Annotated in this window: 13 protein-coding genes; 5 read left to right on the top strand and 8 right to left on the bottom strand. The window is 60.5% G+C overall.

Translation table 11 applies throughout. From position 1 onward, the window contains the following. Window positions 1-63: 63 nt before the first annotated feature. From GCM43_RS07390 to purB, 4 genes are all read right to left on the bottom strand, one after another. Entirely contained in the window at window positions 64-639 is a 576-nt protein-coding gene (locus tag GCM43_RS07390) for a YceI family protein (protein WP_152242860.1), read from the bottom strand. A 144-nt stretch (window positions 640-783) separates the two neighbouring features. Continuing rightward, window positions 784-1,338, bottom strand: coding sequence for a YceI family protein (locus tag GCM43_RS07385; protein ID WP_152242859.1), 555 nt, complete (start codon window positions 1,336-1,338; stop codon window positions 784-786). Window positions 1,339-1,385: 47 nt separating this feature from the next. Further along, window positions 1,386-1,913 (bottom strand): cytochrome b, encoded by a 528-nt coding sequence (locus GCM43_RS07380; protein WP_152242858.1) that lies wholly within the window; start codon window positions 1,911-1,913, stop codon window positions 1,386-1,388. Between the two features lie 203 nt (window positions 1,914-2,116). Then, a complete protein-coding gene (purB, locus tag GCM43_RS07375) occupies window positions 2,117-3,496 on the bottom strand; it encodes an adenylosuccinate lyase (RefSeq protein WP_152242857.1) in 1,380 nt (459 codons plus the stop codon). A gap of 274 nt (window positions 3,497-3,770) precedes the next feature. Here purB and GCM43_RS07370 point away from each other — a divergent pair, with 274 nt between their 5' ends. Next, on the top strand, window positions 3,771-4,388 hold the full coding sequence (locus GCM43_RS07370; RefSeq protein WP_152242856.1) for a glutathione S-transferase N-terminal domain-containing protein: 618 nt from the start codon (window positions 3,771-3,773) through the stop codon (window positions 4,386-4,388). A 90-nt stretch (window positions 4,389-4,478) separates the two neighbouring features. Here GCM43_RS07370 and bfr read toward each other — a convergent pair whose 3' ends face one another. After that, window positions 4,479-4,955 (bottom strand): bacterioferritin, encoded by a 477-nt coding sequence (gene bfr / locus GCM43_RS07365; protein ID WP_152242855.1) that lies wholly within the window; start codon window positions 4,953-4,955, stop codon window positions 4,479-4,481. A 384-nt stretch (window positions 4,956-5,339) separates the two neighbouring features. On the opposite strand from bfr, the gene GCM43_RS07360 reads away from it, so the two are divergent. Then, window positions 5,340-6,020: a Fe2+-dependent dioxygenase gene (locus tag GCM43_RS07360; RefSeq protein ID WP_152242854.1), complete on the top strand. Its 681-nt coding sequence runs from the start codon at window positions 5,340-5,342 to the stop codon at window positions 6,018-6,020. A gap of 285 nt (window positions 6,021-6,305) precedes the next feature. On the opposite strand, the gene GCM43_RS07355 is transcribed toward GCM43_RS07360, so the two are convergent. Both GCM43_RS07355 and GCM43_RS07350 read right to left on the bottom strand, forming a co-directional pair. Further along, window positions 6,306-7,010, bottom strand: coding sequence for an energy transducer TonB (locus tag GCM43_RS07355; protein ID WP_152242853.1), 705 nt, complete (start codon window positions 7,008-7,010; stop codon window positions 6,306-6,308). Window positions 7,011-7,029: 19 nt separating this feature from the next. After that, window positions 7,030-7,248 carry a (2Fe-2S)-binding protein gene (locus GCM43_RS07350; protein WP_152242852.1) on the bottom strand — a complete coding sequence of 73 codons (219 nt, stop codon included), beginning with the start codon at window positions 7,246-7,248 and terminating at the stop codon, window positions 7,030-7,032. A gap of 377 nt (window positions 7,249-7,625) precedes the next feature. Between GCM43_RS07350 and GCM43_RS07345 the strand changes: the two genes are divergently transcribed. The 3 genes from GCM43_RS07345 to GCM43_RS07335 are packed head-to-tail and all read left to right on the top strand — an operon-like array spanning window position 7,626 to window position 10,107. Continuing rightward, window positions 7,626-7,901 (top strand): FeoA family protein, encoded by a 276-nt coding sequence (locus GCM43_RS07345; RefSeq protein WP_152242851.1) that lies wholly within the window; start codon window positions 7,626-7,628, stop codon window positions 7,899-7,901. Window positions 7,902-7,926: 25 nt separating this feature from the next. Beyond that, the gene (gene feoB / locus GCM43_RS07340; protein WP_152242850.1) at window positions 7,927-9,825 is read left to right on the top strand and encodes a ferrous iron transporter B; all 1,899 of its coding nucleotides are present in this window, start codon (window positions 7,927-7,929) and stop codon (window positions 9,823-9,825) included. Window positions 9,826-9,834: 9 nt separating this feature from the next. Beyond that, on the top strand, window positions 9,835-10,107 hold the full coding sequence (locus GCM43_RS07335; RefSeq protein WP_152242849.1) for a DUF6587 family protein: 273 nt from the start codon (window positions 9,835-9,837) through the stop codon (window positions 10,105-10,107). On the opposite strand, the gene nagZ is transcribed toward GCM43_RS07335, so the two are convergent. Next, window positions 10,104-11,642: a beta-N-acetylhexosaminidase gene (nagZ, locus tag GCM43_RS07330; protein WP_152242848.1), complete on the bottom strand. Its 1,539-nt coding sequence runs from the start codon at window positions 11,640-11,642 to the stop codon at window positions 10,104-10,106. The genes GCM43_RS07335 and nagZ overlap by 4 nt on opposite strands. Window positions 11,643-11,764: the final 122 nt, after the last annotated feature.

Genomic DNA, 11,764 nt, shown 5'->3' with positions numbered 1-11,764 from the left:
GCTATGTTTAAAAAAAAGGGAAGCGCCAGTGCGCTTCCCTTTTTTCATCCTGGCTGTACTTGATCAGTCGGCCTTGATGGCCTCGACCTGGATCGCCAGCTTGACTTCCGGCGAGAACGCCGGCAGGCCGAAGTTCAGGCCGAAGTCGCTGCGCTTGAATTCGGCTTTGGCGTCTGCGCCGCATACTTCACGCTTGTAGCGCGGATGCATGATGCACTTGAACTTGTCGACCGTCAGCTTGACCGGCTTGGTCACGCCCAGCAGCGTCAGTTCGCCGTCGACTTCCACCAGCTGCTCGCCGTTGAACTTGAACGACTTGCTCTTGTAGGTGATTTCCGGGAACTTTTCGACGTTGAACATGTCGGCTTTTTTCGCGTGGGCGTTCATCGCGTCCAGGCCAAAGTCGATCGAGTCCGCCTCGATCACCAGGTCCAGAGTGCCGGTTTTGGCCGCGCGGTCCAGCGTGACCGTGCCCTTGGTCTTGTTGAACTTGCCGCGCCAGACAGACATGCCCATGTGATCGGCTTCAAAGCTCGGGAAGGTGTGGGTCGGGTCGAGATTGTACGTATCGGCGGCGGCCATTGCCGAGCCCGCGCTGGCGGTGGCCAGCAGGGCGATCATCAGGTGCTTGAAAGTCATGGGTGTCCCGTTTAATAAATTTGATTAAAAATTATTCTATACAAGTAATGTCTGAAAAACGCCTAGGGCAAGGCGCCTTGCCGAAGGCAGTACGAATAGTACGACTAGGCAAGAGCAACGCCGCCATAGGCGTTTTCTCAGACGTTACTGCGCTGCTACATGAAACTTGATTGTGACCTCATCAGCCACCATGCTGGTGTCCTTCCACTCGCCTTCGCCGATATTGTAGGTCAGTCGCTTGATTGGCAGGGCGCCGTCAAACGTGTATTTGCCACCATCGGCCTTGACGGTCAGCGGGAAGGTGACGTCGGTGGCCTTGCCCTTGATGTTGAGCTTGCCGGTGACGGTCAGCTTGCCGGCGCCGGCAGCTTTGATGCCGCTCGATACAAAGGTCGCTTTCGGGAACTGGCCTGCATTGAACCATTCTTTCTTGGCCACTTCCTTGTTGTATTCCGGATCGCCGATATCGATGCTGGCCGTGTCGATTTCCACGGTGGCTTTCGATGCATCAGGCTTGGCCGGATCGTAGTCGATGGCGATATTGAATTTCTTGAACTTCGCTTCCACCGGCACGTTCATTTGCTTGAACACGGCCGAGACGCTGCTCTTGGTGTTGTCGGTTTTCAGCATGGTGGCGGCGGTGGCAGCCACGGACAGGCCCAGCAGGGAGGCGAGGACGATGCGTTGGGTAGTTTTCATCTTGTAATTTTCCTGGTGTGTCAGTGAACAAAGGTAAGACAAACAGCTTAGAACGGCAGCATGCGGCGCAGCACGCCGTCGCGGTCGATGAACTGATGCTTGAGCGCGGCCAGCACGTGGGCGGCCACGGCAGCAGCCATGATCATGTTCAGAACATAATGGACATTTTGTAAGACAGGCTTAAGCTCCGGATTCGGACCCATGAAGACCGGCAACTGGAACAGGCCCAGGTAGACCACTGGCACGCCGGCCGACAGCGTGAACAGATAGCCGGAAATGGGTACGGCAAAGATCAGGAAATACAGCAGCACATGCATGCCTTCGGCGGCGCGTACCTGCCACGAAGGCATGCCGATCGGGTGCGGTGGCGCCTTGTTGGCCTTGCGCCACAGCACGCGGATCACGGCGATGGCCAGCACGGTCACGCCCAGCCATTTATGCCAGGAAAAGTATTTGAGTTTGGTTGGCGTGAGACCGGGGATATCGGTCATCACCAGGCCCATCACGAAGGCGCAGATAATGAGCAGGGCGGTCAGCCAGTGCAGCAGCATGGCAGTGTAGGAATAACGGTGCATCGTTGGCTTTCTGGAAAGTAGTACGTGTTAGGACTAATTGCGCCTAATATACCAAAGAAATTCAAACCACGTTGCGGAGCTGTTGAGGCTGCTGCTGATTCTACAAGAAAGGCGGCTGGAAAAACTGCGGGGCGGACAGCATTTTATGCTGTCCGCCCCGCGCAAACTACTGCACCTAGTGTCAGGTGCTTTCAATCAGATTCTCAGATCGCCTTGGCCAGCTGTGCCGCGATACCAATATAGTTTGCCGGCGTCATGGCCAGCAGCACATCCTTGGCGTCCTGCGGAATGGCCAGGCCGTTGACGAATTCCTGCAGCGCTTCTTTCGAGATGCCCTTGCCGCGCGTCAGCTCTTTCAACTGCTCGTACGGGTTCTCGATGCCATAGCGGCGCATCACGGTCTGTACCGGCTCGGCCAGCACTTCCCAGCTGGTATCGAGGTCGTGCGCCAGGCGCGCCGGATTGACTTCCAGCTTGTTCAGGCCGCGCAGGCAGCTGTCGTAGGCAAGCAGGGTGTAGCCCAGACCCACGCCGATATTGCGCAGCACGGTCGAATCGGTCAGGTCGCGCTGCATGCGCGAAACCGGCAGTTTTTCCGACAGGTGTTTCAGGATGGCGTTGGCCAGGCCCAGGTTGCCTTCCGAGTTTTCGAAGTCGATCGGGTTGACCTTGTGCGGCATGGTCGACGAGCCGATTTCGCCAGCTTTCAGTTTTTGCTTGAAGTAGCCCAGCGATACATAGGTCCAGATATCGCGGTTCAGGTCCAGCAGGATGGTGTTGACGCGCGCAAAGGCGTCAAACAGCTCGGCCATGTAGTCGTGCGGCTCGATCTGGATGGTGTACGGGTTGAACACCAGGCCCAGACGCTGCTCGATCACTTCTTTCGAGAACGCCGGCCAGTCAAACGACGGATAGGCCGACAGGTGGGCGTTGTAGTTGCCGACCGCGCCGTTCATCTTGCCCAGGATTTCCACCTGTTCGATGCGCTTGGCGGCGCGCGCCAGGCGCGCCACCACGTTGGCCATTTCCTTGCCCAGGGTGGTCGGGCTGGCCGTCTGGCCGTGGGTGCGCGACAGCATCGGCAGGTCGGCGTTGTCATGCGCGATTTGCGTGAGCTTGGCGATCAGGCCTTGCAGGGCCGGCAGCATCACGCCGTCGCGCGCCGCTTTGAGCATCATGCCGTGCGAGGTGTTATTGATGTCTTCCGAGGTGCAGGCAAAGTGGATGAATTCGGACGCCGCCACCAGTTCCGGCACATCGGCTACCTGCTCCTTGAGCCAGTATTCAACGGCTTTCACGTCATGGTTGGTGACCGCTTCGATGGCCTTGATGCGGGCCGCGTCCGCTTCCGAAAACTCGGCCGCCATCTTGTCGAGCAGCGCACTGGCAGCTGGCGAAAACGGCTTGATCTCGGCAAAGCCTGCCTGCGACAGCGCCTGCAGCCAGGAGATTTCCACTTTCACGCGGTGGTGCATGAAGCCGGCTTCGGACAGGATCGGGCGCAGCAGGTCGGTCTTGCTGGCGTAGCGGCCATCGAGCGGAGACAGGGCCGACAGCGTGGAATACGGAGTAGTAGAAGTCATGAGAGCGGACGCAGGTTAAAGTAACGGTTGGCGTGTGGCGCGCAGGAAGAGCGGCTGTGCAGTGTTGCAGCGGTGACGCGGCGCCAGCAAAAGCGGGATTTTACCACCGACCGTGCCCCACCGGCCCGCCGCCGGCAGCAGCCGCCATGCAAATGGCGGCGTTTGCCATCGAATGCGGCATGGCCGCCACACTGCGCCAGCGCAAACCGGTGTGCTGCCAAAAGGCCGTGGCGCCGATGCTATACTGGCTGTTCCATTTATCTCCTGACGCCCCATGAAACTGATCGGTTCGCTTGCCAGTCCGTATGTCCGCAAAGCACGCATTGTGCTGGCGGAGAAAAAGCTCGACTATACCTTCGTGCTGGAAAACGTCTGGGCGCCCGACACCCATATCGGGCAGAGCAATCCGCTGGGCAAGGTGCCCTGCCTGGTGATGGAAGACGGCAGCGCACTGATCGATTCGCGCGTGATCGTCGAGTATCTCGACACCCTGACGCCCGTGTGCAAGCTGCTGCCGGCCGGCGGCAACGGCCGCGAGCGCGCCGATATCAAGAACTGGGAAGCGCTGGCCGACGGCATCCTCGACGCCGGCGTACTGATGCGCCTGGAGCGCGTGCAGCGCCCGCCGGAGCAGCAAAACGAAGCCTGGGTGGCGCGCCAGCGCGAGAAAGTCACGCTGGGCTTGGCGGCACTGGCTGCGCGCCTGGGCGAACAGGCCTATTGCGCCGGCAAGAACTACACGCTGGCCGACGTGGCCGTGGGCTGCGCGCTGGGCTGGCTGGCTTTTCGCTTTCCGGAAATCGACTGGCGCAGCGACCATCCGTCGCTGGCGCGCCTGTTCGACAAATTGTCCGAGCGGCAGTCATTCAAGGATACTGTTCCGCAGGCGTAAAAAAAACCGGCATTGCCGGTTTTTTTGTTCCATCACGAAAGCTGCGACACCTGACAAAACCGTAGCAGCAGGTTTTGCCAGGTGTCCTCATCATTCTTCGACGGCCATCTGACTTTGCAGGTAGTTCTGGATGCCGACCTTGGCGATCAGGTCGATCTGCGTTTCCAGCCAGTCGATATGCTCTTCGGTGTCTTCCAGGATCATCAGGAACAGGTCGCGCGAAACATAGTCGCCGGCTTTTTCGCAGGTGGCGATGCCTTCCTTGACGGTGGCGTGCGCAGCGCGTTCCAGTTTCAGGTCGCATTCCAGCACTTCCGGCGTGTTCTCGCCGATCAGCAGCTTGTGCAGCGCTTGCAGGTTAGGCAGGCCGTCGAGCATCAGGATGCGGTCGATCAGCTTGTCGGCGTGCTTCATTTCGCCGATCGATTCTTCGTATTCTTTCTTGCCCAGTTTTTCCAGGCCCCAGTGCTTGTACATGCGCGCATGCAGGAAGTACTGATTGATGGCCGACAGTTCGTTGGTGAGCTGTGCGTTGAGCAAACGGATGACTTCTTTATCGCCCTTCATGGGATTTCCTTTGTTCTGTACTGCAATCATGATAAACCGCACGCTGCTGGCGGCCACTGCCGGGTGGCGAAGGGCTGCCTGGTGGCGCGAACTGCGCAGCGCTGTCGGTTTCGCTATGCCCGAATCATAGCGCAAAAAATTGCTTGATTTCGATCAAAATGGGCAATTTTCCGTATTTTTAGCGTAAATATCGTGCGAATAAAACCCATTCTCAAATAATTTGCCACATATCGCCGATTTAAATTTGTTAAGGCAAATGAAGGCCATTCGCATTCGCGTTGCGACCAGCATCAAATGGCTATGTGCTTCTTGCTTTCAGGTGTTTTTGACAGCGTGCGCCGATGCGATAATCGCTGCAGTAGTTTCTATAAAAAGGATAGCAAAATGATGCTGCATATACCCGGCGTGCTGACGCCGGAACAGGTTTCTTACTTCCGCCAGCGCCTGGCGCAGACCGACTGGATTGACGGGCGCGCCAGCGTGGGCGACCAGGGCGCGCAGGTCAAACGCAACCGCCAGCTGGCCGAAGGCTCGCCGCTGGCGCTTGAATTGGGCGAGATAGTCAGCCGCGCGCTGATGGCCAATCCGCTGTTCTTTGCCGCCGCGCTGCCGCTGCGCATCCTGCCGCCGTATTTCAACAGCTATGCCGGCGGCGAACACTACGGCCTGCATATCGACGGCGCCGTGCGCACGCCCAAGGGCGGCCTGCAGTCGATGCGCGCCGACGTCTCCTCGACCGTGTTCCTGAGCGAACCGGAAGAGTACGAGGGCGGCGAACTGGTGGTGGTCGATTCCTATGGCACGCACGAAGTCAAGCTGCCGGCCGGCGACGTGATCGTCTACCCGTCGACCAGCGTGCACCAGGTGCTGCCGGTGACCAGCGGCGAGCGCATCTGCTCGTTCCTGTGGACCCAGAGCATGGTGCGCGACGACTGGAAGCGCAGCATGCTGTTCGAGCTTGACCAGAACATCCAGCAACTGCGCGGCACCCATGGCGATTCGCCGGCGACGGTGGGGTTGACCGGGCATTATCATAATCTGCTGAGGATGTGGGCGGAGATCTAGTCTAGCTTTGCCATGCACTGACAGTCACGTAGGTCGGATTAGGCCCTTGGGCCGTAATCCGACAACACCTGCGGCGCCAACAATGTTGTCGGATTACGCGTGGCTTTGCCCCGCTAATCCGACCTACGCCCGCTTGATTCCAAAAAAAAGTCTGCCTCGCCCGGGGATGTAGGCTGGCAGACTCAACAAGCAAATCGCTTGAATAAAAACAGGCGCAAAAAAGCAAGCAGGGCACAAAGCGCGATGCTTGCGGGGCTGGCGATGGCGGCGCGCGGCCGCCCCGGGCTAGCTCAGTTGATAGGTCAGTGGTACCAGCACATAGACTGGCACGGCCTTGCCGTTTTCAATCATCGGCTTGAACAGGGCGCGCAGGGCCGACTGGCGGCCGGCTTCATCGAGGTTGTTGTAGCCGCTCGATTTGTGGATCAGGATCTGCTCGGGCAGGCCTTTTTCATTGATCAGGATGCGCAGTACCACGGTGCCGCTTTCGCCCAGGCGGCGCGACATGTTCGGATAGACCAGTTGCGGCGCCTTGATGTATTCGACGCTGCTGACGGTGCGCGGGGTGGCTGGCGCCGGTGGTGACGGCGCTGGTGTCGATGGCGCCGCCGGTGCTGGCGTCGCTGCCGGTGGCGCCACTTCCGCGCGCGATGGCTGCGGCGGCGTAATGGTCGGTTCGCTTGGCGCCACGGCGATCAGCGGCAGTGGCGGAATCACGGCGCGCGGCATCGGCGCGCTCAGTTCCACCGTTTTCGGCACGGCTGGCGCAGGCGGCTTCGGTGGTGCCGGCGGCGCGATGATATTAATGGTGGTAATGGTCGGCATGGCGGCGCTGACCACGCGGCTCAGGAGGCCGCTCTGGATGGCATAGAAAGCGGCGATATGCAGCACGAGGATGAGCGTCAGCGGTACCACCTTGCTGCGCTTTTTTTCAAAGCCAGCATAGTGTTCCACGGCCTGCACCGTAATGGGCGGGGGCATCATCGTCATGGCGTTCATCGCTTTCTTGTTAGTTGGTCAGCACCGTGCTTCGTGAAATAACGGTTTCCCGCAAGGCCACGGTGGCTTCGAGGTGTTCATTGAGCACTTCGCGTGCACAGGTATGGCATTTGCCGCAGCAGGTGGCCACGCCGAGATCGCGGCGCAGTTCGGCCATGCTGGTCAGGCCCAGGTCAACCGCCTGGCGGATTTCACGATCAGAGATGTTGTTGCAGACACATACAATCATTGACGCACCTTGTGGCTAAAAGTAGTGCCGAAAAAAGAGTGTTGCCGGGCACTTTGTTGCTAACGTTTTAATGAGAATCATTATCATTACGTTTCCAATTGTCGCGCAAAGGCGCTAACATTGCAAGCGATTTGATCGGTGCTCTTGATACCGGTGCGGTGCCGACGCTGTTTGCAGGCCTGGCTTGCCAGTTGGAAACCGCTGCGAAAAGGTGCCGTTATTGACCTCTTCGAGGGCTAAATAAAAACAATTCGCATTCATGACTATAATGCTGGTATTGTCTCGGACGCTCGCTGCCTGACCGCGTTTTTTTCAGGCCAGTTGTCGGTATTCCACAACAAAGTACGGGATGCCTTAACTTGAACGGAAATTTGCTCATGACTCAAGCACCAACCCAGATCACCCTCGACGCCCTTGCAGTGGGTCAGAGCGGTACTGTGCTGCATATCACGCCGCTTCCGGCGGACCAGGTGGGCGATGGCGTTGACCTTGCCCGCCGGTTGATGGAGCTGGGATTTGTTCCCGGTGAACGTATCCGCATGCTCAAGCGCGGCATTCCCGGTGGCGACCCGCTCGCCATCAAGGTCGGCAATGCCACCTTTGCCCTGCGCCGCTTCGAAGCGGCCCTGATCACGATTCAACCACTGGCTTAACTTCGACTGAAGCGGAAATATATTTATGGGTGCAGTAGAAACCAGGCTCGATGGCGCGAAAAAAGCGTCGTCCCAGCCGCAAATCGCCTTGCTGGGCAATCCCAACTGCGGCAAGACCGCACTGTTCAACCGCCTGACCGGCTCGCGCCAGAAAGTGGCCAATTACGCCGGCGTCACCATCGAACGCAAGGAAGGCCATTTCACCACGCCAGCCGGTACGCCGGTGCGCCTGCTTGACCTGCCGGGCGCCTACAGCCTGTCGGCCACCACGCCGGACGAAGCCATTACGCGTGATGTGGTCGGCGGCCTGCGCCCGGGCGATCCGCGCCCCGACGCGATCATCTGCGTGGTCGACGCCACCAACTTGCGCCTCAATTTGCGCCTGGTGCTCGAAGTCAAGCGCCTGGGCCTGCCGATGCTGCTGTCGCTGAACATGACCGACGTGGCCAAAAAACGCGGCCTGGTGATCGACGCGGCCAAACTGTCCCAGGAGCTGGGCATGCCGGTGGTCGAAACCATCGCCGTCCAGCACGACGGTGAAAAAGCGCTGCTGGCCGCCATCGACGCCATGCTGCCGCTGCCGCCGGCCGATCCGCAGCCTTTGTCCAGCATCGACAGCGTGTCGGTCGAGGCAACCCAGCGCGAAGTGCGCCGCATTCTCGCTATCGTCAGCAATGACAGCGCCGACAGCGGCAACCTGACCGAAAAGATCGACAACGTGGTGCTGCATCCGGTCATGGGCCCAATTATCCTGGCCGTGCTGATGTTCCTGATCTTCCAGGCGGTGTTTGCCTGGGCCGCCACGCCGATGGAAATGATTACCGCTGGTGTCGAGCACCTGGGCGCCGTGCTGACGGCCAATATGCCTGACGGCCATCTGAAAAGCCTGCTGGTCGAAGGCGTGATCGGCGGCGTGGGCAGCGTGCTGGTATTCCTGCCGCAGATTCTGATCCTGTTCTTCTTTATCCTGAGCCTGGAAGACTGCGGCTACCTGCCGCGCGCGGCCTTTTTGCTCGACCGCCTGATGGGCGGCGTGGGCCTGTCGGGCCGCGCCTTTATTCCGCTGCTGTCGAGCTTTGCCTGCGCCATTCCCGGCGTGATGGCCGCGCGCACCATCCAGAATCCGCGCGACCGCCTGGTCACCATCATGATTGCGCCGTTGATGACCTGTTCGGCGCGCCTGCCCGTGTATGCCTTGATCATTGCCGCCTTTATTCCCGAGCGCCAGGTATGGGGCTTGCTGAGCCTGCAGGGTCTGGTGCTGTTTGTGCTGTATTTTGCCGGCATTATCTCGGCCATGATCGTGGCCTGGGTGATGAAGCGCAGCATGGGCGTGAAAAGCCAGCATCCGCTGCTGCTCGAACTGCCGGCCTACCACTGGCCACACCTGCGCAACCTGGCCGTGAGCCTGTGGGAGCGCGCCAAGATCTTCCTCACGCGCGTCGGCACCATCATCCTCACGCTGATGATCATCCTGTGGTTCCTCAGCACCTTCCCTGGCCCGCCGGACAACGCCATCCATCCGCCAATTTACTACAGCCTGGCCGGCATCTTGGGCCGTGGCCTGGAAGTGATTTTTGCGCCGATCGGCTTTAACTGGCAGATCTGCATTGCGCTGGTGCCGGGCATGGCAGCGCGTGAAGTGGCGGTCGGCGCGCTGGGTACCGTGTATGCGCTGTCGCAAAGCGGCGATGCGCTGGCTGCCTCGCTCGAGCCGCTGATCGCCCATTCATGGTCGCTGGCCACCGCGCTGTCGCTGCTGGCCTGGTATGTATTTGCACCGCAGTGCCTGTCCACGCTGTCGGTGGTCAAGCGCGAAACGGGCGCCACGCGCTATGCGCTGCTGATGGCCGGCTATATGTTCGCGCTGGCCTACGGCGCTTCCTTCATTACGTACCGCATAGCCCTGCTGCTGGGCGCATAGGAGAGCATCATGTGGCAAACCATTATCGTTGCCCTGATCGTGGCTGCAGCCGTGCTGCATTTTTCCACCCGCTACCTGCCGGCCGGCATGCGGCGCGCCATCGTGCGTGGCCTGGTGCGCTGCGGCCTTGATGAAGCGAAGATGTCGGTGCTGTTCAAGATCGCACCGGGCTGCGGCAGCGGCTGCGGTTCCTGCGGCTCGTGCGACACGCCGGCGCCAAAAACAGACGCGCCGGCTGGCGACAAGCCCAACAAGCGCGTCATTATGATGGTGCAGCGCTAGGCTGTTGCCAGCTTTTGCGCCACCGGCGCCAGCGCAGCTGGCCGGCAACCGAATGCGGCCAGCCGGCCCTGCGCGCCTGGCGCCAGATCCATGTCATACGGCAGCCTGCCTGCCACCAGCCATAGCCTCTCTTGTGGCAGCGCAGCGACCAACCGGCGCTGGCCACCCGAGAGCACCGCGTTATACGTCTGCAGCACGATCTGCTGCGCGCCTTGTGCAAAGGCGATGGCGGCGTCAACTTCATCGTCGGGCGCCTGCACCGACAGCGCACACTCCCTGACGTCAAAACCTGCCGCCTGCAAGCCATCGTGCATCGAGCCGCGTGCTTCGCGGTTGCGCCCGAGCGCCACTTCATCGATCTCGCTGCGGGCGCGCACTTCCACGGTAATCAGGGTGACCGGCAGCGCCGGATCAAGCGCAGGGCAGGCGCCTTGTACCTGCAGTGCCGCTGCGTGCAACTGCTGCGACAGCGCCATGGCCGATGGCGCCATCAATGAAGGCGGCAGCGAGGGCAGGCTGCGCCACTCGCGCACGGCCGCCACCTGCTTGAGCCGGGCCACGCGCGCTACCGCAGCATCGATCTGCTGCATGCTGAGGGCGCCGTTCTGCCCCGCCTGGATGACCGCTTCGATGGCAGCGACCTGCCGTGCTTCGCTATGTGAAATCAGGGCGATATCGGCGCCAGCCTGCAAGGTGGCCAGCGCGCCTTGCGGCACGCCCACGCCATCGGCAATCGCGGCCATTTCCAGGCAGTCGGAAATGATCGCACCCTCAAAGCCCATTTCGCCGCGCAGCAGGCCGCTCAAGACGTTTTTCGACAGCGTGGCCGGTACGCCGGCGCCGCCCTCAAATGCTGGAAACATCACATGCGCGGTCATGATGGCGTCCACGCCGGCGGCAATCGCGGCCCTGAACGGCGCCAGCTCCACCGCCTGCAGGCGCGCCTTGTCGTGGCCGACCTGCGCCATCGCATGGTGGGTGTCGGTGGCGGTGTCGCCGTGGCCCGGGAAGTGCTTGGCCGTGACGGCCACGCCGGCGCTTTGCTGGCCGCGCATGGCAGCCAGCCCGTAGTCGATCACGGTGGCGGCGTTTTCGCCGTAGGCGCGCACGCCGATCACGGGATTGTCGCGGTTGTTGTTGATGTCGAGTACCGGCGCAAGCATCAGGTTGATGCCCAGCTGGCGCATTTCATCGCCGCTGACGCGGTTCATGCGCTCGCAGTCGGGCACCGAACCGGCTGCCTGGAAGGCCATCGCCGACGGAATCGGCGTGACGCCCTGCTCGATGCGCATCACCATGCCGCCTTCCTGGTCGATCGAAATCAGCAGCGGCACATCGGATACCTCGGCATTGATCTGCTGCAGTTGCCGGCATAGTCGTGCGACCTGTTCGGGCGTGTGGACATTGCGGCGAAACAGAATCACGCCACCGATGCGGTGTTCGCGTATCAGCCGTTCGATATGGTCGTTTGGCTGCAGGCCGTCAAAGCCCACCATAAACAACTGTCCCACTTTTTCGCGCAAGTGCTGCTCCATGCCGCCACTCCTGTGATTGTGTATGTGCGCGGCTATTGTAGGGGATTTGCCCATGCCTGCAAGCGGCAATACAGGCTGGCGGAACACAATCGCTATCTTTGCTAGACTCGGCAACTGCATCC

The sequence above is a fragment of the Janthinobacterium aquaticum genome, assembly GCF_009208565.1.
In the GTDB taxonomy this organism is placed as follows: domain Bacteria; phylum Pseudomonadota; class Gammaproteobacteria; order Burkholderiales; family Burkholderiaceae_D; genus Janthinobacterium.
This window is presented reverse-complemented; position numbering and strand designations above follow the sequence as displayed.